The organism is Bradyrhizobium sp. Mp19, from assembly GCF_029952935.1.
In the GTDB taxonomy this organism is placed as follows: domain Bacteria; phylum Pseudomonadota; class Alphaproteobacteria; order Rhizobiales; family Xanthobacteraceae; genus Bradyrhizobium; species Bradyrhizobium elkanii.
This window is the reverse complement of sequence record NZ_JASAUT010000029.1, coordinates 41,062-60,429: the sequence shown is the minus strand read 5'-3', so window position 1 is coordinate 60,429 and position 19,368 is coordinate 41,062. Positions and strand designations below refer to the sequence as shown.

The 19,368-nt window shown below is 64.2% G+C and carries 20 protein-coding genes and 1 other RNA gene; 10 read left to right on the top strand and 11 right to left on the bottom strand.

All coding sequences use genetic code 11. From position 1 onward, the window contains the following. Positions 1-119: 119 nt before the first annotated feature. From QJT82_RS27560 to rsmH, 3 genes are read right to left on the bottom strand one after another with little or no spacing between them, the layout of a single operon-like run. Positions 120-1,877, bottom strand: a complete 1,758-nt coding sequence (locus QJT82_RS27560; protein ID WP_028342188.1) for a penicillin-binding protein 2 — start codon at positions 1,875-1,877, stop codon at positions 120-122. An 11-nt stretch (positions 1,878-1,888) separates the two neighbouring features. Beyond that, entirely contained in the window at positions 1,889-2,338 is a 450-nt protein-coding gene (locus QJT82_RS27555; protein ID WP_035632058.1) for a hypothetical protein, read from the bottom strand. 2 nt (positions 2,339-2,340) lie between these two features. After that, complete coding sequence (gene rsmH, locus QJT82_RS27550; protein ID WP_028342190.1) at positions 2,341-3,336, bottom strand: 16S rRNA (cytosine(1402)-N(4))-methyltransferase RsmH; 996 nt, start codon at positions 3,334-3,336, stop codon at positions 2,341-2,343. A gap of 580 nt (positions 3,337-3,916) precedes the next feature. On the opposite strand from rsmH, the gene QJT82_RS27545 reads away from it, so the two are divergent. Together QJT82_RS27545 and QJT82_RS27540 are read left to right on the top strand one after the other, a co-directional pair. After that, positions 3,917-4,783: an N-acetylmuramoyl-L-alanine amidase gene (locus QJT82_RS27545; RefSeq protein ID WP_028342191.1), complete on the top strand. Its 867-nt coding sequence runs from the start codon at positions 3,917-3,919 to the stop codon at positions 4,781-4,783. A gap of 120 nt (positions 4,784-4,903) precedes the next feature. Then, positions 4,904-5,134, top strand: a complete 231-nt coding sequence (locus QJT82_RS27540; RefSeq protein ID WP_028342192.1) for a hypothetical protein — start codon at positions 4,904-4,906, stop codon at positions 5,132-5,134. Between the two features lie 80 nt (positions 5,135-5,214). Here the strand turns inward: QJT82_RS27540 and QJT82_RS27535 are convergent, their stop codons facing one another. Together QJT82_RS27535 and QJT82_RS27530 are read right to left on the bottom strand one after the other, a co-directional pair. After that, positions 5,215-6,450, bottom strand: coding sequence for an RNA polymerase sigma factor (locus tag QJT82_RS27535; RefSeq protein ID WP_028342193.1), 1,236 nt, complete (start codon positions 6,448-6,450; stop codon positions 5,215-5,217). Between the two features lie 115 nt (positions 6,451-6,565). After that, a complete protein-coding gene (locus tag QJT82_RS27530; RefSeq protein WP_028342194.1) occupies positions 6,566-6,919 on the bottom strand; it encodes a YciI family protein in 354 nt (117 codons plus the stop codon). Between the two features lie 234 nt (positions 6,920-7,153). On the opposite strand from QJT82_RS27530, the gene QJT82_RS27525 reads away from it, so the two are divergent. Together QJT82_RS27525 and QJT82_RS27520 are read left to right on the top strand one after the other, a co-directional pair. Then, the gene (locus QJT82_RS27525; protein ID WP_155258604.1) at positions 7,154-7,309 is read left to right on the top strand and encodes a hypothetical protein; all 156 of its coding nucleotides are present in this window, start codon (positions 7,154-7,156) and stop codon (positions 7,307-7,309) included. Between the two features lie 7 nt (positions 7,310-7,316). Continuing rightward, on the top strand, positions 7,317-7,517 hold the full coding sequence (locus QJT82_RS27520; protein WP_028342195.1) for a hypothetical protein: 201 nt from the start codon (positions 7,317-7,319) through the stop codon (positions 7,515-7,517). 162 nt (positions 7,518-7,679) lie between these two features. Here the strand turns inward: QJT82_RS27520 and QJT82_RS27515 are convergent, their stop codons facing one another. Next, positions 7,680-8,114, bottom strand: coding sequence for a PAS sensor domain-containing protein (locus QJT82_RS27515; RefSeq protein WP_028342196.1), 435 nt, complete (start codon positions 8,112-8,114; stop codon positions 7,680-7,682). A gap of 105 nt (positions 8,115-8,219) precedes the next feature. Beyond that, positions 8,220-9,119 (bottom strand): LysR family transcriptional regulator, encoded by a 900-nt coding sequence (locus tag QJT82_RS27510; protein WP_028342197.1) that lies wholly within the window; start codon positions 9,117-9,119, stop codon positions 8,220-8,222. A gap of 146 nt (positions 9,120-9,265) precedes the next feature. Between QJT82_RS27510 and rnpB the strand changes: the two genes are divergently transcribed. Continuing rightward, positions 9,266-9,680: RNase P RNA component class A (rnpB, locus tag QJT82_RS27505), an RNA gene on the top strand. A 111-nt stretch (positions 9,681-9,791) separates the two neighbouring features. Here the strand turns inward: rnpB and QJT82_RS27500 are convergent. Beyond that, entirely contained in the window at positions 9,792-11,243 is a 1,452-nt protein-coding gene (locus tag QJT82_RS27500; protein ID WP_028342198.1) for a GntP family permease, read from the bottom strand. Between the two features lie 4 nt (positions 11,244-11,247). Beyond that, positions 11,248-12,267: a patatin-like phospholipase family protein gene (locus QJT82_RS27495; RefSeq protein WP_026193140.1), complete on the bottom strand. Its 1,020-nt coding sequence runs from the start codon at positions 12,265-12,267 to the stop codon at positions 11,248-11,250. Between the two features lie 229 nt (positions 12,268-12,496). On the opposite strand from QJT82_RS27495, the gene QJT82_RS27490 reads away from it, so the two are divergent. The 3 genes from QJT82_RS27490 to QJT82_RS27480 all read left to right on the top strand — a co-directional run bounded on the left by QJT82_RS27490 (position 12,497) and on the right by QJT82_RS27480 (position 16,152). Further along, a complete protein-coding gene (locus QJT82_RS27490; RefSeq protein WP_028342199.1) occupies positions 12,497-12,676 on the top strand; it encodes a hypothetical protein in 180 nt (59 codons plus the stop codon). 184 nt (positions 12,677-12,860) lie between these two features. Continuing rightward, positions 12,861-13,388 (top strand): hypothetical protein, encoded by a 528-nt coding sequence (locus QJT82_RS27485; protein ID WP_028342200.1) that lies wholly within the window; start codon positions 12,861-12,863, stop codon positions 13,386-13,388. A 256-nt stretch (positions 13,389-13,644) separates the two neighbouring features. Continuing rightward, the gene (locus tag QJT82_RS27480) at positions 13,645-16,152 is read left to right on the top strand and encodes an arylsulfatase (RefSeq protein WP_051447971.1); all 2,508 of its coding nucleotides are present in this window, start codon (positions 13,645-13,647) and stop codon (positions 16,150-16,152) included. A 216-nt stretch (positions 16,153-16,368) separates the two neighbouring features. Here the strand turns inward: QJT82_RS27480 and QJT82_RS27475 are convergent, their stop codons facing one another. Next, the gene (locus tag QJT82_RS27475) at positions 16,369-16,632 is read right to left on the bottom strand and encodes a GlsB/YeaQ/YmgE family stress response membrane protein (protein WP_028342203.1); all 264 of its coding nucleotides are present in this window, start codon (positions 16,630-16,632) and stop codon (positions 16,369-16,371) included. A 185-nt stretch (positions 16,633-16,817) separates the two neighbouring features. Here QJT82_RS27475 and QJT82_RS27470 point away from each other — a divergent pair, with 185 nt between their 5' ends. Continuing rightward, the gene (locus tag QJT82_RS27470; RefSeq protein WP_028342204.1) at positions 16,818-17,723 is read left to right on the top strand and encodes a transglutaminase family protein; all 906 of its coding nucleotides are present in this window, start codon (positions 16,818-16,820) and stop codon (positions 17,721-17,723) included. A gap of 62 nt (positions 17,724-17,785) precedes the next feature. Here the strand turns inward: QJT82_RS27470 and QJT82_RS27465 are convergent, their stop codons facing one another. After that, complete coding sequence (locus tag QJT82_RS27465; RefSeq protein ID WP_028342205.1) at positions 17,786-18,502, bottom strand: alpha/beta hydrolase; 717 nt, start codon at positions 18,500-18,502, stop codon at positions 17,786-17,788. Positions 18,503-18,607: 105 nt separating this feature from the next. Between QJT82_RS27465 and QJT82_RS27460 the strand changes: the two genes are divergently transcribed. Continuing rightward, positions 18,608-19,351 (top strand): sulfite exporter TauE/SafE family protein, encoded by a 744-nt coding sequence (locus QJT82_RS27460; protein ID WP_018273026.1) that lies wholly within the window; start codon positions 18,608-18,610, stop codon positions 19,349-19,351. Positions 19,352-19,368: the final 17 nt, after the last annotated feature.

Genomic DNA, 19,368 nt, shown 5'->3' with positions numbered 1-19,368 from the left:
TTCCAGTCTGGCCGGCACCGTTCTGGCGCCGTCGCTTGAGCATGATCTATCCGGAAAACCGCATCGCACTTTTCGCTAACGCGGCCGTTCCGGTCCGGATCATACCGTGAATATACGCCTTACTGGGTTGTTCTGGATGCCGCAAGAATAAGGCGGTCGGACGGCGGCAGGTCGAATCGCGGTTCAACGCCCAAAAGCGGCGCAATTCGGGCGATCACATTGCCGCCCGTCGGCACCGCATTCCAGCCCGAGGTGATGAACCCGTAGGTCTCCTTCAGGGGCTGCGGCTCGTCGAGCATGATCAGGAGCTGGTATTTCGGATTGTCGGCGGGCAGGATCGCGGTGAAGGCGTTGAGCACGCGCTTCTTGGCGTAGCGGCCGTTGATCACCTTCTCCGCGGTGCCGGTCTTGCCGCCGATATAGTAGCCCTTGACGTCGGCCTTCTTCGCGGTGCCGATCTCGGCATTGAGCCGCATCAGATAGCGCATCTTGTCCGAGGTCTCGGGCTTGATGACGCGCTTGGCGAGCGCCATCGCCTCCTGCTCGGTGCGCTTCAGGAAGGTCGGCGGGATCAGGTAGCCGCCATTGACCAGCGCATCGATGCCCATCACCGCCTGCAGCGGCGCCACCGCGATGCCGTGACCGAACGAGATGGTGACGGTGTTCAATTCGCCCCACTTCTTCGGCACGATCGGCGACGCGCTCTCCGGCAGTTCGGTGCGCAGCCGCTCGAGCTGGCCCATCTTGCGCAGGAACGCCTTGTGCGCATCGACGCCCATCGCCAGCGCAATGCGCCCGGCGCCGATGTTGGAGGAATAGTAGAACACCTCCTTCATGTTGATCATGCGGCCCATGTTGTGATCGTCATGGATCGCGAACTTGCCGTAATGCAGCGGGCCGCGCGCATCCCACATCGAGTTGAGATCGAACCGGCCGCTGTCCAGCGCCATCGCCAGCGTGAACGCCTTGAAGGTCGAGCCCATCTCGTAGACGCCGGTGGTCAGGCGGTTGATGCGATCGGGATCGTGCGCCTCCTTCGGATTGTTCGGGTCGAAATCCGGCAGCGACACCATCGCCACGATCTCGCCGGTGCGCACGTTGGAGACGAGCCCGGAGGCGGCCTTGGCCTTGAACTTCTCCTTTGCCTTGAGAAGTTCGTCGCGCAGCGCGTGCTCGACGCGCAGGTCGACCGACAACTCCACCGGCTTCTGCAGCCGGTCGGTGGCGAAGCCCGCGCGATGCAGATCGGCCAGACCGTTGCTGTCCAGCCACTTCTCCATGCCGGCGATACCCTGGTTGTCGATGTTGACCAGGCCGATCAGGTGGGCGACCTCGTTGCCGGTCGGATAGACGCGCTTGTTCTCGCGCAGGAAGCCGACGCCGGGAAGGCCGAGGCGATGGATGTCGAGTTGCTGCTTCGGCGTGATCTCGCGCTTCAGCCAGACGAAGCCCTTGCGCGACGACAGGCGGTCGCGCACTTCGCTGGTGTCGAGATCGGGCAGGGCCGCGGTCAAGAGCTCGATCGCCTCGTCCTTGTCGATGAGGCGGCGCGGCTCGGCGAACAGGCTCGGCGCCTTGACGTCGGTTGCGAGGATTTCGCCGTTGCGGTCGGTGATGTCCGGCCGCGCCGTGGCGATGGCGTCCTGCGAGGCGGTGCGGCGCGCGCCATGGCTGTCGGCGCCGACGGCGAACAGCACCAGCCTCCCCGCCAGCACGCAATAAACCGCGGCGAAAGCGAGGATGGCGAGGCCAACGCGCGCGCGCGCCTTGGCGGCGCGGTCGACATTGCTGCCATACAGCAGCGTGCGGATCAGCCGTTGGTTCCAGGGCTCGGCGGGCTTCACGGCCGGTGTGTTGGCGGGTGCCGGATCGGTCATGGCTGGTCCCGTCATTGCTGATCTCCCCCGCCCTGCCCGGAGTCATCGGGCGCAGGCTGGTCGGCGGCCGGCTGGTCGGTCGCCGCCTTGTCGATCGATCCGGTCGTGCTGTCGGGCGCCGCTGCGGCCTCGATGGTGTCAATCATCGCTCCGATCGGATCGCGCGAACCGGGCCGCGTGAAGCTCGGCGGCCGCTCCGGCAGGTTCTTCAGGGAATCGTACTGGTTGGCGTTGACCGGCTTCAGCGGCAGATGGCGCTCGGCGAGGCCCTGCAGCCGGAGCGGCGCATCGAGCTTGGCCCATTCGGCGCGCAACGCGGCGATCGCGTTGCGCTGCTCGCGGATCTCGGCATTGAGCTGCAGCACGCGTTCGACGCGCGCGGTCGATTCCATCTTGATGCGGTAGACATAGGACGCCGCGAAGATCAGCATGCCGATGACGAGGAGATGGAGAAGGCGCATCGTCACCCTCCCCGCTTCAGGTCGGACAGGCGCGGCCATGACGGCAGGTCGTCGTCGGCGTGCACCGGCGCCGCGGTGCGTTCGGCGGCACGCAGCTTGGCCGATCGCGCGCGCGGATTGGCGGCAAGCTCGGCCTCATCAGGCGTCACCGGACGCTTGGTCAGGATCTGAAAGCTCGGCGCCGCTTGCGCCACCTCGGGCAAATGCCGCGAGCCGGCGGAGACCTTGCCGCGTTCCGTGAGGAAATTCTTGACGATGCGGTCTTCCAGCGAATGGAAGGAAACCACGACGAGCCGGCCGCCCGGCTTCAGCACGCGCTCGGCGGCTGCGAGCGCCAGATAGAGCTCATCGAGCTCTTCATTGACGAAGATGCGCAGCGCCTGGAAGGTCCGCGTCGCCGGATGGATCTCGTTCGGCTTGGCGCGCACGACTTTCGCGACGATATCGGCAAGCGCGTCGGTCGTCGTGATCGGCGCGTCCTTGCGCGCGGCGACGATGGCGCGGGCAACGCCGCGCGAATGGCGCTCCTCGCCGAAGATATAGATGATGTCGGCGAGCTGTTTCTCGGAAGCCGACGCGACCACATCGGCCGCGGTTGGGCCGCTCTCGGCCATCCGCATGTCGAGCGGACCGCCGAGGCGGAACGAGAAGCCGCGTTCGGCCTGGTCGAGCTGCATCGAGGAGACGCCAACATCCATCACGACGCCGTCGACCGCAGCCACCCCCTGCGACGCGCAGACCTCGGCGAGGTTGGAGAAGCGATCCTCGACCAGCGTCAGCCGACCGCCCGCGCCGTCGACCAGATCGAAGCCGCCGGTTATCGCGGTGCGGTCGCGGTCGATCCCGATCACGCGGGTATCGGCGACATCGAGGATCGCCCGGCTGTAGCCGCCGGCACCGAAGGTCGCGTCGACATAGATGCCGCCGGCGCGCGGAGCGAGATACGCAACCGCCTCGCGGCCCAGCACCGAAATGTGACGCGGCGCACGCTCGCTCATGCGCCGCTCCCGGGCGGGGCCGCGTAACTGGCATGCAAGCTGGGTGCGCGCCGACTCATTGCGCCTCGAATCCTCGCGCCCAGAGCCTCCTTCGTTCCGATTGGATCGGAACGGGGCTCTGGATTCCTGTCTTGACGCGTTTTCTTCACGCGAACCGGTATCCACTTCGCTCGAAAACGCGTGAAAAAGCCGCTGCGTGACGCCAGCGCCAACTCCCGACCTCGGCTGCAAATCCTGATATCCGACCGGAATTGGGAGGGTTTCCATGGGATTTCGCGCAAACAGCGGGGCTCAGCGTCCTTTGGCCGTCCCCCGAAACCGGTTCGGCACTTCACCTCTCAGTAACGGCACTTAACGTTAAGAAAACGTTGATGATCGGTTAGCGGAACCGCGCGCCTTTGATCCGCATTCGAGTGATACCCTCGAGACCCATTCCGGGCACAACGACGCGGCGCGTCGCGCGAATCGTGGAACCGGCAGGGGTCGATTGCGCGGCCCGCACGGTAAAGGAATAGTAAACGCCTATTTGTTTATCCATATGTCAAAATGCTTTCTCCTGGTTCGGGTTTGAGTGATTCGTATGGCTTCAAGTTCGTCTTCGTCCGGCAACGCTGATCCGAAGCGTCAGCGCGCCCTCCCTGTTCCAAAGGGGGTGGCGGACGCGAAGGCGTTCACGCCGGATTCCTCGATCGCCTCCGACGTGATCCCGTCGGCGAACTTCGGCGATCGCGCCAATGGCCGGCAACCCGACATGATCGTGCTGCACTACACCGGCATGCCCGACGTCGAGGGTGCGATCACCCAGCTCTGCACGGCCGGCACCGAGGTCTCGGCGCACTACATCGTGCTCGAGGACGGCCGCATCGTGCAGTGCGTGCCGGAGAGCAAGCGCGCCTGGCACGCCGGCGTGTCGGCATGGGCCGGCGATGACGACATCAACTCGTGCTCGATCGGCGTCGAGATCGTCAATCGCGGTCACGATTGGGGCTATCCGGACTTTCCGCTGCGCCAGATCGCGGCCGTCATCGCGCTGTGCCGCGGCATCATGCTTCGCCGCAAGATCGTCTCGCATCGCGTGCTCGGCCATTCCGACGTGGCGCCGGCGCGCAAGAAGGATCCCGGCGAGAAATTCCCGTGGCACTCGCTGGCCAATTCCGGCGTCGGGCACTGGGTGCAGCCGGCGCCGGTCGTGCGCGGCGATGCGCTGCAGCTCGGTGCGATCAGCGACAGCGTCTCCAACATGCAGGCCGCGTTCCGGCGCTACGGCTACAACATCCCGACCAACGGCAAGTTCGACGGCCCGACCATGGAGGTCGTCACCGCCTTCCAGCGCCACTTCCGCCCGGAGCGCATCGACGGGATCGCCGACCGCTCCACCATGGCGACGCTGCACGCGCTGCTCGAGAGCCTGCCGCCGGATGCGGCGACGGTGGTCGCGTCGAGCTAGGCTCGCCTCCGTCCGTCATTGCGAGGAGCGGTGCATTTTCCGGCCAAGTGTTCGTGCACATTGGAACTTTCCGTCAAATGCCGTCTTTCTAGCTGGGGCGGTCCGAGTGGAGATTCGTCCATGTTCAAAGCACTCATCGCCGGAGCTGTCGCCATCGGCCTCATCGTCGCTCCGACAGCCGCAAGCGCTATGTCGACCCAGGACAAGACCATGTCGACCAAGCACAAGACCCAAAAAGTCCATCATGCGCAGAAAAAGACAAAGATGGCACCCGGCACCACGACCGGCATGTCGAGTGGGGCGACGACCGGGCAATCGAGCACCGGCGCCAAGGCAAAGACAGGGTACTGAGCACGCTCAGCGCCGCACGGCGCGCTGACGATCGTGGATGAATCGCGCGCCGTCACAGGCCACACACGAGATGGGGTGCGTCACCCCATCTCGGCGATCCGCCGCGCATAGAGCCGCCGCAGCGGTTCGAGTTGCGTGGCTGCCGTTGCGGCGAGATAGGCCTGCCGCGCTTCGTCCTTGCGGCCGAGGCGGCGCAGCAAATCGGCGCGCACCGCAGGCAGCTGGTCGTATCCCTTCAAAGTGCCGCGCGCGTCCAGCGCGTCGATCAGGTCGAGCGCGCGCGCCGGGCCGTCGACCATCGACACCGCGGCGGCGTGATTGAGCTCGATCACCGGCGACGGGCTGATGCGCAGCAGCACCTCATAGAGACCGGCGATCTGTGGCCAGTCGGTGTCCTTGTAACTCGGCGCCCGCGCGTGCAGCGCGGCGATCGCGGCCTGCACGGCGTAGGACTGCGGCCGGCCCGGCATCCGCAGCGCCTCCTCGACCAGTTCGAGGCCTTCGGCGATCTGCCGGAAATCCCACAGCGAACGGTCCTGCTCCTCGAGCAGCACGATATCGCCGCCGGCGGTCTGGCGGCCGGCGCGGCGCGCATCATGCAGCAGCATCAGCGCCAAGAGCCCCTTGATCTCGCCGCGCGCCGGTATCAGCGCATCGATCAGCCGCGCCAGCCGGATCGCCTCGCGCGCAAGATCGGGCCGCATCAGATCCTCGCCGGCGGTCGCCGCATAACCTTCGGTGAAGACGAGGTAGATCACCGCGAGCACGCCGGTGAGGCGCGGCTCCAGCGCCTCGCGCTCGGGCACCTCATAGGGAATGCCGGCGAGTTTTATCTTTTGCTTGGCGCGCAAGAGGCGCTGCGCCATGGCGTCCTCGCTCACCAGGAAGGCGCGCGCGACCTCGACCGTCGTCAGCCCGCACACCGTGCGCAAGGTCAGCGCGACCTGGACCTCGGCGGCAAAGGACGGATGGCAGCAGGTGAAGATCAGCCGCAGCATGTCGTCGTCGAGCGTTGCATCGGCCGGCTCGGGCGAGGACTCCGCATCGAGCAGGATCTGATGCGTCAGCTCCTGCTGCTTGCCGCGAAACGTCGCCGCGCGGCGGACGCGGTCGATCGCCTTGTTGCGGCCGACATTGACCAGCCAGGCACGCGGATTGGAGGGGAATTCGCCGATCGGCCAGCGCTGCAGCGCCACCGCAAAGGCATCCTGAAGCGAATCCTCGGCCAGATCGAAATCGCCGACGAGCCGGATCAGCGTTGCGAGCGCCCGGCCCGCCTCGTCGCGAAACACTTTTTCGATCTGGCTGGGGGTCATGGTCTCACCGTCATTCCGGGGCGATGCGAAGCATCGAACCCGGAATCTCGAGGAACCCCAATGCGCAATTGCGCATTGGGGTTCGCGCTTCGCGCGCCCCGGAACGACGAAAGCATCACTTGTCGTAGATCATCACCGGCCTGACTTCGATCGAGCCGGTCTTGGCGCCGGGAATCCGCGCCGCGAGGCCGAGCGCAGTGTCGAGATCCTTGGCATCGACGAGATAGTAGCCGCCGAGCTGTTCGCGGGTTTCCGCAAACGGCCCGTCGGTCGTCAGCGTCTTGCCGTCGCGCACCCGCACGGTGGTCGCGGTCGATACCGGCTGCAGCCCGTCTCCTGCCTTGAAGTGTCCGCTCTGGATGATGGACTGGGTGTAGACGGCATACTCCGCCGACAGGGCCTTGCGGTCGTCGGCATTCATGCCGCCATATTCCGCGTCGCTCCGGTAGATCAGCAACAGGTATTGCATCTTGAGAACTCCTCTTGATCGGCTGGATCGCCGACACCCAGTCGAACGGGCGACACGCAGGACGACATCGTCAGGATAAATTATTTGGCCGCCGGGCGTGAATGCCACGCCTGCCCGGCGGGCAGCGGAGCGGGCTTTATATCTGATAATCCGATAGTAATCGCCAGTATTATTCGTTTGTTAAATTCATGGCAGCGCGTAGCCTTTGGGTCGGGATGCCCGGAGGACTTCGCCATGACACCACTGCCGCAGACAGCAACACGCCTTTCCCGGCTGCTGCTGTCGATGCTGTACCGAATCCTGCGCAGCCGGATCGTGGCGAAACCGCGCCACCACGCCAGTCAGATCGCCTGGACCATCGCCGCGGGCGGCCATCCGCTCGGCGTGTGAGCAGGCAATGCAACGGGGCACTGCGCGCCTGAAGGCGCTGCGTCAGCTGATCGCCGACGAAGGGCTGACCATCGCGATCCTTGCGGCGGTTGCCGCAGCGACGGTGATCGCATTTGGTTTCGGTGCGGAAGCCGACATCGTCGCCTCGATGCTGGTCATCGGCCTCGTGACCGCACTCGCGGAAACCCGCCTGCGATCTGGAAAGTAGCTCCAGCTGCCGTGACCGGCTCCCGAAGGGGATGACCTAGAGCTTGTGGCCTTATCCGCGTCATTGCGAGCGAAGCGAAGCAATCCATCTGTCCGCATATGCGGAGCGATGGATTGCTTCGTCGCTACCGCTCCTCGCAATGACGGCATGGCTTCACAGCCTTTACGACGATGAACGGGCCTGCTGCGCGGCGCGGCGCTGCAACTCCTTGAGTTCCTCGAAACGCTTGGTCACGTCGCGCATCACGGCGACGGTGCCGGCGACCTTGTGCGCCGCATCGTGCAGCATCACGATGGTGAACTCGACGGAGATGCGCGTCCCGTGCCTGGTCAGCGCCGGCACCGACAGCAGATCGCCCTGGCCGTAGCGGCTCGTCCCGGTCGCCATCGTGTGCCGGAAGCCGGCCCAGTGACGCGCGCGCAGATTCTCCGGAATGATTAGATCGAGCGATTGTCCGATCGCTTCCTCGGCGCTGAAGCCGAACATCCTGACCGCGCCGGGATTCCACAGCGTGATGCGGCCTTCGGCATCGGTCGCAACGATCGCGTCGGATGCGCCATTGAACAATGCATCTCCCACCGCAGCCGCAATATCCATCGTTTGACCTCCTGCTGATCCCGATCCTGCTGTGAACGCGGACGTTTGCGCTGACAAGCGAAGAAAGCCGATGGAACTGATCGACGATGCCGATAGCAATCGCGGTCAGCGCCGCCGCCGCGTGGCGGGCTTGGCCCGCGGGAGGTCCGCGCTCGTGTTAACCTGGGATGCGGCGAGCCGATGCATGGTCTCGACCGCGCGCGCCAGATGATCGTCCTGGCTGTCAGCCGGATAGGCGACATAGGCCGGCATCGCAAAGCCAGGTGCGCCGGCGACGGCGTACAGCCGCCGCGCCTTCAGGAGCGGCTCGACGATACGACGCGCGAAGAATCCGGAGCCGCCATTCTCCAAGAGATGCTGCAATCCGAGCCAGCCGATGTTCACCGTCAGCGCGGGGCCGGCGAAATTCGGAAACAGCGTGGCGTGGCGCGCGTAGAATTCGGGTCCCCAATCGACATAGACGTATCCCGGTCCCGGCTCCGGCGCGCTCTTCGGATCGGTCGACACCAGGATGAGCTGCTCCTCGAACAGCTGCTCGACCTTGAGGCCGGGGCGGCTCTGCGGCGTGTACATCACGCCGATGTCGATGCGTCCCTCGACCAGCCCCTGCATCAGCTCGGGCTCGAGCGCGCTCTCGGCGCGGATCGAGATGTCGGGATGCGCGCGCGTCATCAGCGGCAGCCAGCGCAGCAGATACTCTTCCCAAAGTCCGATGCGGCCGCCGACCACCAGCGTCGCGGAAAACCCCTTGGGGATTCCGACGTCATGGCGCGCCTGTTCGACGGTGCGGACCAGCACCGAGGCGTGGCGCTGAAACTGCCGGCCCGCCGGCGTCAGCGTGGTGCCGGCCTTGTTGCGCACGAACAGCACGCAGCCGAGCTGCTGCTCGAGGGTGTGGATGCGGGTGCTGACGGTCGACTGGCTGACATGCAGCCGCTCCGCCGCGGTGATGAAGTTGCCGGCGCTCACCACCGTCAGGAACGTCCGGGCCAGTTCGGTATCCATGGCGCCTCGACCTTTGAATCGATCAAATCGATATCAAAGGCTCCTCCTCTGCGAATGTCAAAATCGAGGACCGGGCGGGCGCCAAGCCAAGGATTAACCATCGCAATCGCTTGACGCGGACGGCCAAAGCCCGCATGCGTACGCCGTCAGTCGGCCGGACGGCCGCTCCCGCAAGCGCCGAAAGGCCGCGGGGGAGGAAAGTCCGGGCTCCATCGACATGCGGTGCCGGATAACATCCGGCGGGGGCGACCCCAGGGAAAGTGCCACAGAGAACGAACCGCTCCCTCCTCGGAGGAAGTAAGGGTGAAAAGGTGCGGTAAGAGCGCACCGCGTTTCCGGCAACGGAGACGGCATGGCAAACCACACCGGGAGCAAAACCGAATAGGGACGGCAACGCGGTTAGTTCGCGCATGCGCGATAACACCGCAGGGCGATGTCAGGCCCGCTGTCCGGGTAGGTTGCCCGAGGCAAGGTGCAAACCTTGTCCCAGAGGAATGGCCGTCGCGCATCATTCGCAAGAATGGTGCCCTACAGAACCCGGCTTACAGGCCGGCTGATGCTTCTACCAATGAGGGGCTCGGCGTGATGCGCCGGGCCCCTCGCCATTTTCAGATGACCGTCATTCCAGCCAGGCTCGCCTTGCGGCCGGCAGCGCCGACCATCACCCTTGCGTCAGAACGACCCGAAAGCGGTGCCGATCGCAATCACCGCTACGAGCGCGATAACGGAACTCGCAATCCCGACCATGACAATGTCGAGATAGCTGTCGCGATGCTTGAGCCCGCAGATCGCAAGCAGGCTAACGACCGCGCCGTTGTGAGGCAAAATGTCCAGCGTTCCCGAGCCGATCACCGCGACGCGATGCAAAAGGCCGGGGTCAATACCCGCCTCCGCGGCAAGGCGCATATAAGTCTGGCCCAACGCATCGAGCGCGATCGTCAAGCCGCCGGAAGCCGACCCCGTCAGCGCGGCAAGGATGTTCGTCGCGACCGCGAGCGACACCAATGGGCCGCCCTCAATTTGCAACACCCAGTCCCGCACCACGCCGAAAGCGGGAAGCGAGGCGATAACGGCGCCGAATCCGACAAGGCTAGCGACGCTCAGGGCCGGCAAGACCGACGCGTTGGCACCCGCATCCATGGTTCGTCGTAGTGCGGGCAACCGCGTCCAGTTGCAGAGGATGACCGTCACGATCGCTCCCGCCAACGCCACGACAACCGACCAGACACCGGCCACGGCCGCCAGCGATGTATTGCCCCACCGCTGTTCGGCCAGGAACGAGAAATCAAGCCGAGGCAGCACAACGAGCGACATCACCAGATTGACGGCGACGACGACGATCAGGGGAAGGATGGCGTTGAAAATCGGGACAGCGGCGCTGCTGTGATATCCGTGGCGGAGCTCCGCCGGGTCGAATTCTCGCGCCGTCGTAGCCCGCTCGCGCAACAGCTCATCGTCGGCGGCATCCGCCGGAACCGGCGGCTCGTCGCCATAACCCTCTTTTGCCCGATGCGCTGCTTTCTCCGCGCGAAGAAGCCACCACAGCCCGACGCCCAGCATGATGATCGACGCGACAGCGCCGAGGCCCGGTGCGGCAAAGGGGGTCGTGCCGAAGAAAGGCATCGGTATCGCATTCTGTATCGACGGCGTGCCCGGCAGCGCCGACATGGTGAAGGTCGAAGTCCCGAGAATGACCGCCGCCGGTACCAGACGACGTGGAATCCCCGCCGTGCGAAACAGCGACTGCGCCATCGGAACGATGACAAAGAAGGCGACGAACAGGCTGACGCCGCCGTATGTGACCAGTGCGCCTGCGAGCACGACCGCGAGGATGATCCGGCGTTCGCCCAGGCACCGGGAGATGAAGCCCGCGACCGCAGCGACCGCGCCGCTGTCATCCATCAGCTTTCCGAACACGGCGCCAAGCAGAAAAATAGGAAAGAACTGCGCGAGAAACTCCGACGCACTACCCATAAAGGTCTGCGTCCAGTTGGCAAGCAGCGGTTCGCCACCGAAGGCTGCGGCCACCAGCGCACAGAGCGGCGCGAGCAGCAGCACGCTCCAACCGCGGAAAGCAAGACAGACCAGCAGTCCAAGCCCGACGAGAATGCCGAGAAGACCCATCGTCTCAGCACTCCGCCAGCAGAATATCGAGATCCGCCGTCGAACGCTCACCGAGATCGGCGCCATGCGCGTCGAGGAATTCGCCGGCAGCTCGCCGCCCTTCCTCGTGCAGCTTGGCCACAAACGCCCATTCGGCATTAAGCTTGGAAGACGAACCGAACGTCGCAAGCATGTCGCTCTTGATCCGGTGCGTCTTCATCTGCGCCCAGCGGGCGCCTTCCCCGGTACCGGGGTCGGCGACCTGGCGAAGCAATGCGATCATCCGCAACTCCTTTGCCAGCGGCGAGTTGAATGAGATCTCGTTAAGCCGGTTGAGAATGTCAGCGGCCGTGCGCGGCTGCTCCGGACGCTCGGTCGGGTTGATCTGGACGACGACGGTGTCGCGCGCGTCGGTCTCGCGGACGAGCGGCGTAATGGTGGGATTACCCGCATAGCCGCCGTCCCAATAGGGTTCGCCATCGATCTCGATCGCGCGAAACATCGTTGGCAGGCAAGCCGACGCAAGCAGGACATCCGCGGTAATCTCCGCGTTGCGAAAAATCCGTCCGCGGCCCGTACGCACGCGCGTGGCGGTTATGAAGAGCTTGATCGGCGCGCGTGCAAGACGCTCGAAATCGATACTGTCGTTCAGTATGTCGCGGAGCGGATTGAAGCCAAGAGGATTGAGGTCGTAGGGTGAAAGCATCCGCGACATCAAATCGGTGAAGAGATAGGCCGGGGAGCTGTCAAGCGACCAGCGTCCCATCAGGCGGTCGAGCGGCGACCGTTGCAACGGACTGAATGCGGCGGCGCGCGAGACGCTTCGCCAATATTTTTCAAGCGCTTCGCGTGCACCGGCAGCGCCGCCCGCGGTCCAACCATCCGCCAGCACGGCTGCGTTCATCGCTCCGGCCGATGTCCCGGATATGCCCGCAATCTGAAACCATGGCTCTTCGAGAAGCCGATCCAGGACACCCCACGTGAACGCACCGTGCGATCCCCCACCTTGAAGCGCCAGGTCTACGAGCACGGGGCTGCGGTTCATGAATCCATGCTCACCAGCACGCGAGACGCTGATTATGTCGCAGTTTAACCGAACATGCGAGACAAAGTTGCGGTCGCTGTCCAATTCCGATGGCGAACTTCGAACGAAATTGTCTCAACTCGAAGCGAAGCGAGCCGCGATCCTTCAGTGCAGCCACAGGCTCGCGTTTCTTAGAAGGCGACATGCATGGGTGGCGGGCGTAGAGTTTATCCCTCGCGGAGGAACACAGATGGACCTTCAGAAGATCATGGCGAAGGCAAGAGACATCGCCAGGAGCAGCGGCTCGATCACGACCGAGCAACTGAACGGGATGTGCCCCAACAATATGGAGCCTGAAGATATCGCGGCTCTCTTTGCGGCTCTGCGGACCGAGGGGATTCGTCTCAAGGACGACGAAGCAGAAAAGTAGGAGCCCAAAGTAGGAGCCACCGTGCCTTGACGCTATGGCAAGGCAATCGATCACTGCGATCGAAGCGCTGGCCGGATTTGCATAGCGGCAGATTGGCCATCCGGCGGCATTGCAGCTATGATCCGCCAGAGCTGGACGTGTCCTTCTGCCCCGAGATTCAAGAAGATCAAAAGGAGGAATAGGAATGTCGGTCGCCTGCAAGTTCGAACGCAGCATCCTCAGCCATGAAGAATATGAGGCGATCCGCCTGACGCATCATCCCGCCATCTACAGCGTCGAGGTGGCTGAGCTCGAGGCCATGCGACCCCGCTTGCGCAAGATGCGCGACAAGGAGCGAACGGTCGGTCGACAAAAGCAACGAGAGAGCCGCGGAAAGGCCGAGGCTCGCGGGACGAGCTTTCCGGGAACCGCCAAGCACGCTTCAGAGCGTAAGCAGGTCTTCGCAGCGGCGCTGAAACGGGTGAACACGGAGCTGAGGCGTCAGCACAATTTGGCGGCCCGGACGGCACATGTCGAAGCGGCGCGAAAGGCCCTCGCACTGCACCGGGCGGCGAACTTCACAACGCGTCCCTCGGCTGGAGCCACCGCGGGCGACGGCATGGCGCCGAAGCCAAGCGAACGCCGACGAAAGATCATTGCAGGCGCGAAGATCGGACGAGTGTCGCAGGCGACAAAGGTCGCTCAGGCCGTCCGCGACGCGCGCGGTGCGTGACCCGGGCAACAAGCGCGCCTGATTGATTCCAACGCGGCGTCGGCATCGGCGGGATGCGCCAGCCGTCGCCGTTGCCCGCGGCCTGCCGCATGCTGAAGCGGACAGGGCGCGGCGTTTCACCGGCATTGGTCAATGCCGCTGACCTGGTCGGGATCGCTCCAGTCCTCGCCCGCGCTTTCCGCGCTTGATGTACATCAATGTTGCGACGGCCATGACAGGTGACGCTGCCCATATTTTTTGAATTGGGAGCGTCACCATGCATTGCCCGAAAGCTGTGTCGGCTCTTACCCTTGGATTGCTCATCTCCACTTCGGCGCTAGCCCAGCAAAGCACCGCTGCGCCCGGTTCACCCAGCGCCACGACAGCAATCGACGGAAGGCAGCTTCCGCCACCCGATCCCAAGTTCGGCGGCGTTATCAAGGACGGCGCCCTGCAGTCGAAGCCGTGGTGGCCGTCGCGTGTCGTCCCGCCCAGGGACGCACCGAACGTGCTCCTGATCATCACCGACGACGCCGGTTTCGGCGTGCCGAGCACCTTTGGCGGCGTCATCCCGACGCCGACGATGGACCGCATCGCCAATGAGGGCCTGCGCTACAACCGCGTCTTCTCCACCGCGCTCTGCTCGCCGACCCGCGCGGCTCTGATCACCGGACGCAATCACCATTCCGCCGGCTTCGGCGTAATCTCCGAGCAGTCGACTGGCTTCCCGGGTTACAACAGCATCATTGGCAAGGACAAGGCGACGATCGGACGGATCCTGCTCGACAATGGCTACGGCACGTCCTGGTTCGGCAAGGACCACAACACGCCGGTCTACACGGCGAGCCAGGTCGGCCCGTTCGACCAATGGCCGATCGGCATGGGCTTCGAGTATTTCTATGGCTTCGTCGGAGGCGACGCCAACCAGTGGGAGCCGAATCTCTTCCGCAACACGACGCAGATCTATCCGTTCCAGGGCAAGCCGCCCGGCACCTGGAACCTCGTCACCGCGATGGCCGACGACGCCATCGATTGGATGACACGGATGCACCAGACCGATCCGTCGAAGCCGCTCTTCATCAAATATGCGCCGGGCGCGACGCATGCGCCGCATCACCCGACCAAGGAGTGGGTGGACAAGATCAGCGCGATGCACCTGTTCGACGACGGCTACGAGAAGGTGCGCGAGCGCATCCTGGAGAACCAGAAGCGGCTCGGCGTCGTTCCGAAGGACACCAAGCTGGCACCATGGCCCAAGGAGATGCTGAAGCCGTGGGACCAGTTGAGCCCCGTGGAGAAAAAGCTCTTCATCCGCCAGGTCGAGGTCTTTGCCGCCTACGCCGCCTATAGCGACCACGAGATTGGCCGCGTGATCCAGCAATTCCAGGAGCTCGGCCGGCTCGACAACACGCTCGTCATCTACATCAACGGCGATAACGGCACCAGCGCAGAAGGCGGGCCGCTCGGCACGCCAAACGAAGTTGCGTTCTTCAACGGCCTGAACGAGCTGCCGGCAGACGTGCAGATGAAATTCTACGACGTCTGGGGCACCGAACAGACCTACAACCACATGTCGGCTGGCTGGTCATGGGCATTTGATACCCCGTTCGACTGGTTCAAGCAGAACGCCTCGCGGCTCGGCGGCATCAATCAGAACATGGTGGTGTCATGGCCGGCCCGCATTAAGGACAAGGGCGCTTTGCGCGAGCAGTTTGTCCACATGATCGACGTCGTGCCGACGATCCTCGAAGCCGCCAGTATCCGACCGCCGGAAATGGTGGACGGCATCAAGCAGGCGCCGATCGAAGGCACGAGCTTTGCCTACACCTTCGACAAGGCGAACGCCAAGATCGCGTCCCGCCACAAGACCCAGTACTTCGAGATGATGGGCCAGTGGGCGCTCTATGACGACGGTTGGATGCTGTCCACCAAGGTCAACCGTGCACCGTGGGAGGCGTTCGGTCCGGCGAACCCGGATCCGCTCAACAACCAGGTCTTCCAGCTCTACAACCTGAACAAGGACTTCAGCCAGACCGACGACATCGCGGCGCAGAACCCGCAAAAGGTAAAGGAGATGCGGCAGAAGTTCGTTGCGGAAGCCAAGAAGTACCAGGTCTTCCCGATGGATGCGTCGGTGGCGGCGCGCATGATCGCGCCGCGCCCGAACATCACCGCCGGCCGCAAGGAATTCGTGTACACGCGGCCGATGACGGGATTGCCGCAGGGGGATTCGCCGGCGCTGCTCAATACCTCGTACACGATCACCGCCGACATCGACGTGCCGCAAGGCGGCGCCGAGGGCATGATCCTGACCTCCGGAGGCCGCTTCGCCGGCTATGGCTTCTACCTGCTGCAGGGCAGGCCTGTATTCCTATGGAACATGGTCGACCTCGAACGCATCAAGTGGGAAGGTCCGGACGCACTGTCGCCAGGCCGACACACGGTCGAGTTTGATTTCAAATACGAAGGCATCGGTGCTGGCACGCTGCAGTACAACAACTTCAGCGGCCTGGCACAGCCCGGCACCGGCACGCTGAGGGTAGACGGCAAGGAAGTCGCCACGAAGCGAATGCAGAAGACCCTGCCGATGATCCTGCAATGGGATGAGAGCTTCGACGTCGGCTCCGACACGCTCACCGGCGTGAACGACGCAGACTACAAGCCGCCGTTCCCGCTGACCGCCAAGCTCAACAAGTTGACGATCAAGGTCGATCGTCCGCAACTCACGCCCGCGGACATCAAGAAACTGCAGGCGACGATGCAGGAAAAGGCCAGCGCCGACTGATCGCACGGCATGCGTGCGGGCCGCGCCACATGGCGGAGAGCCCGCACCTGCGGGTCCATGGCGCGGCTGCGGATCTGACCGAACGAGAAGTCGCCTCCCATCATCAACGGCCGCCGAACAGCGCCGCCGGTGCGGAAGGCTTCGCCAATTCGCTCATCACAAGACGATCGGGTGCATTTGCGCAATCGCGCTCGCCGTCGGCAACGCTGGTCGCAATCAAGCACGCCCTTCGCGGCCAGTGAAAAGCCCGTACGCAAAAAGCAGGATGACTGCGCCGACGACACTGCCGATGAAGCCTGCACCCTCCCCGAACCGATACCATCCCACGGCTTGACCGAGATAGGTCGCGACAAACGCGCCGACGATTCCCAAGACCGTGGTCAGAATGAATCCGGTGGGCTCGGATTTGTTGCCGGGCATAATGAACTTCGCGACTACTCCTACGATAAATCCAATGATGATCGTCCAGAGGATGCCCATTTCCATCGCTCCATTTGGTTAATTCACGCATCCACGTCCAAAACGAACCCGCGACCATTGAGATAGATCAACGTTCTCCCGGCCCAACCCATTGTATCCGGCAGTGGAGGCGGACTTGACATGACTTGATATGACTTGGCATGGCGCGGCCGCCGTGCTGCACACGTCGCTAAGCGGACCAGGGCATGGCGATCATTGGCGAAATCACGCACACCACGACCTATCGCTATTCAAAGCCGGTCACGTTCGGGACGCACCGGGCGATGTTCCTGCCGCGGCGTGGCGCCTCGACCCGCCTGCTCAGCTGGTCCGCACGCACGAGCGTGCCGTCGAAGGTGCATTGGGTCACCGACTCCCGCTCCAATGCCGTCACGGTGATTGAATTCAACGCACCGGGCAGCGAGCTGACATTCACGTTCAAGGTTCGCGGCATCTATTTCGGCATCAAGGGGATCGAGGCGTTTCCGCTGGAGTCCCGGGCTGACGAAGTCCCCGTGCAGTATACCCCGGACGAGTGGACCGACCTTTCCGGTTACCTGCGTCCGCACACCGAAGATCCGGACGGCAGCCTTGCGGCGTGGACCAAAAGCTTCGTTGCCGGCGATCAGGATCGCACCATCGACGTGCTGCACCGGATGCTGGAGACGTTTCGCAGCGGGTTCAGCTATCGCGGGAGAGATGCGGAAGGCACCCAATCTCCGAACGAGACGCTGCGCACCAAATCGGGCACCTGCCGGGACTTTGCCTGGCTGATGATCGAGACGCTGCGCCGGCTCGGCTTCGCATCCCGCTTCGTCAGCGGCTATCTGTACGACGCGGCGCTCGATGGCGGCGACGTGGGGATGACCGGCTCCGGCGCGACGCACGCATGGGTGCAGGTGTTCCTTCCCGGCGCCGGCTGGCTCGATTATGACCCGACCAACTGCCTCAGCAGCGGCTTTGACCTCATCCCGGTGGCCATTGCGCGGCATCCGGGCCAGGCTGTTCCGCTGGCCGGCTCGTGGTTCGGCGATCCCGCCGATTACCTCGGCATGTCTATCAATGTCGCAGTCCATAAGATCGGCGAAGTGCGCGATCCTTCGGAAGGATAGCTGGAAATCGCCGCGTTACCCGCGACGCCTCGATGCTGCGCGTTGTACGGTACGACGGCTCATCACGAGACGATCTCCTGCAGCATCGCCATCAGTGCCTCCGGCGCGGTGACGTTCGGCGAATGGCTGGCGTCGATCTCGAAATAGCGCCAGCCGGCTTCGTTCTTGATGCGCCTGGCGAACTGGCGGAATGTGTCGGCCTGCGTGGCGCGGGTGGCGTAGACGTAGCTGCGCGGCAGGCTCGTCTCGCCGTGCTTCAATCTCAATTTCTGCTCGAAGCATTTGATCGGCATGTCGACGCGCCGCGCGGCCAGCCATGCGACGTCGGCGGCGGACGTGTCCGGCGGCACCGGCATCGGCGGAATACGCCAGCCGTCGCCGTCGCTCGCGAGCTCACGCATCGTCTCGATGGCCCCTTCGTTGAGATCGAACAGCGATTGGCCGTCGCGCGGCACGAAGGCGTCGATGTAGATCATCTGCGCGACGCGCTCGCGCACCCGGTCGGCGACGCCGGTCGCGACCATGCCGCCATAGGAGTGCCCGATCAGCACGATGTCGTGCAGGTCTTCGTAACTGATGACGCTGAGCACATCCTGGATATGCGCTTCGAGGTCGAGTCCCTGATGCGCAAGGTGCGCGCGCTCACCGAGCCCGGTGTAGCTCGGCGTGACCAGCCGATGCCCGGCGGCCTGCATCAGGGGATGCATCTTCTTCCATGCCCAGCCTGCCGACCAGGCGCCGTGACAGACCAGAAAGGTTTTTTGCGAGTTCGCAGTCATGGGATGCTTCCGTTCCGATTATCGTTGATGAGCCGCGATTTTGAAGTGTACCGACAGCTTGCGTCGTGTAAACGTCCCGGCAACGATCATAAGAACGAGATGAGGATGACGCCGGCAAGCTATGCGATCCTGTTCTTCGGCGCGCTTGCCGGCGGTTTCGTCTCCGGCCTTGCCGGCTTCGGCACGGCGCTGATGGCGCTCGGCATCTGGCTCTATGTGCTGCCGCCGACACTCGCGGTGCCGCTGGTGCTGGTCTGCTCGGTCATCGCGCAGCTCTCGACGCTGCCGTCGATCTGGAAGAGCATCGATTTTCGCCTGGTCTGGCCGTTCGTCATCGCAGGCCTCGCGGGCGTGCCGATCGGCATCCTGCTGATCGCGCGGGCCGATCCTGAAGTCTTCAAGCTGACGATCGGCGTCTTCCTGCTGGTGTTTCCGACCGCGCTGTTCCTGCAACGCAAGCCGATGTCGATCGCCTTCGGCGGCAAATGGGCCGACGGCGCGATCGGCTTTGCCGGCGGCATCCTCGGCGGCCTCGCGGGACTGTCCGGCCCGCTGCCGATCCTGTGGGCCAGCGTGCGCGGCTGGGGCAAGCAGCAGCGCCGCGGCGTGTTCCAGATCTTCAACTTCACGATCCTGGCGGCCGCGCTTTGCGTGCAGATCGCAAGCGGCCTTGTGAAGCCCGAGCTGATCTGGCTGGTGGCGTGCGCGTTTCCGGGGACGCTGCTCGGCGCCTGGCTCGGCGCGCGGCTCTATCACGCGCTCAGCGACCGCAATTTCTCCGACGTCGTGCTGCTGCTGTTGTTCCTGTCCGGCGTCGCGCTGGTGTGGAACGGGCTGGCGCCGAAATAGCGCGGGCGATGCGAGAG

Coding starts and splice junctions, on each gene's coding strand:
- QJT82_RS27560 (WP_028342188.1), bottom strand. CDS start 1,877: ATGACCGATCCGGCACCCGCCAACACACCGGCCGTGAAGCCCGCCGAG.
- QJT82_RS27555 (WP_035632058.1), bottom strand. CDS start 2,338: ATGCGCCTTCTCCATCTCCTCGTCATCGGCATGCTGATCTTCGCGGCG.
- rsmH (WP_028342190.1), bottom strand. CDS start 3,336: ATGAGCGAGCGTGCGCCGCGTCACATTTCGGTGCTGGGCCGCGAGGCG.
- QJT82_RS27545 (WP_028342191.1), top strand. CDS start 3,917: ATGGCTTCAAGTTCGTCTTCGTCCGGCAACGCTGATCCGAAGCGTCAG.
- QJT82_RS27540 (WP_028342192.1), top strand. CDS start 4,904: ATGTTCAAAGCACTCATCGCCGGAGCTGTCGCCATCGGCCTCATCGTC.
- QJT82_RS27535 (WP_028342193.1), bottom strand. CDS start 6,450: ATGACCCCCAGCCAGATCGAAAAAGTGTTTCGCGACGAGGCGGGCCGG.
- QJT82_RS27530 (WP_028342194.1), bottom strand. CDS start 6,919: ATGCAATACCTGTTGCTGATCTACCGGAGCGACGCGGAATATGGCGGC.
- QJT82_RS27525 (WP_155258604.1), top strand. CDS start 7,154: ATGACACCACTGCCGCAGACAGCAACACGCCTTTCCCGGCTGCTGCTG.
- QJT82_RS27520 (WP_028342195.1), top strand. CDS start 7,317: ATGCAACGGGGCACTGCGCGCCTGAAGGCGCTGCGTCAGCTGATCGCC.
- QJT82_RS27515 (WP_028342196.1), bottom strand. CDS start 8,114: ATGGATATTGCGGCTGCGGTGGGAGATGCATTGTTCAATGGCGCATCC.
- QJT82_RS27510 (WP_028342197.1), bottom strand. CDS start 9,119: ATGGATACCGAACTGGCCCGGACGTTCCTGACGGTGGTGAGCGCCGGC.
- QJT82_RS27500 (WP_028342198.1), bottom strand. CDS start 11,243: ATGGGTCTTCTCGGCATTCTCGTCGGGCTTGGACTGCTGGTCTGTCTT.
- QJT82_RS27495 (WP_026193140.1), bottom strand. CDS start 12,267: ATGAACCGCAGCCCCGTGCTCGTAGACCTGGCGCTTCAAGGTGGGGGA.
- QJT82_RS27490 (WP_028342199.1), top strand. CDS start 12,497: ATGGACCTTCAGAAGATCATGGCGAAGGCAAGAGACATCGCCAGGAGC.
- QJT82_RS27485 (WP_028342200.1), top strand. CDS start 12,861: ATGTCGGTCGCCTGCAAGTTCGAACGCAGCATCCTCAGCCATGAAGAA.
- QJT82_RS27480 (WP_051447971.1), top strand. CDS start 13,645: ATGCATTGCCCGAAAGCTGTGTCGGCTCTTACCCTTGGATTGCTCATC.
- QJT82_RS27475 (WP_028342203.1), bottom strand. CDS start 16,632: ATGGGCATCCTCTGGACGATCATCATTGGATTTATCGTAGGAGTAGTC.
- QJT82_RS27470 (WP_028342204.1), top strand. CDS start 16,818: ATGGCGATCATTGGCGAAATCACGCACACCACGACCTATCGCTATTCA.
- QJT82_RS27465 (WP_028342205.1), bottom strand. CDS start 18,502: ATGACTGCGAACTCGCAAAAAACCTTTCTGGTCTGTCACGGCGCCTGG.
- QJT82_RS27460 (WP_018273026.1), top strand. CDS start 18,608: ATGACGCCGGCAAGCTATGCGATCCTGTTCTTCGGCGCGCTTGCCGGC.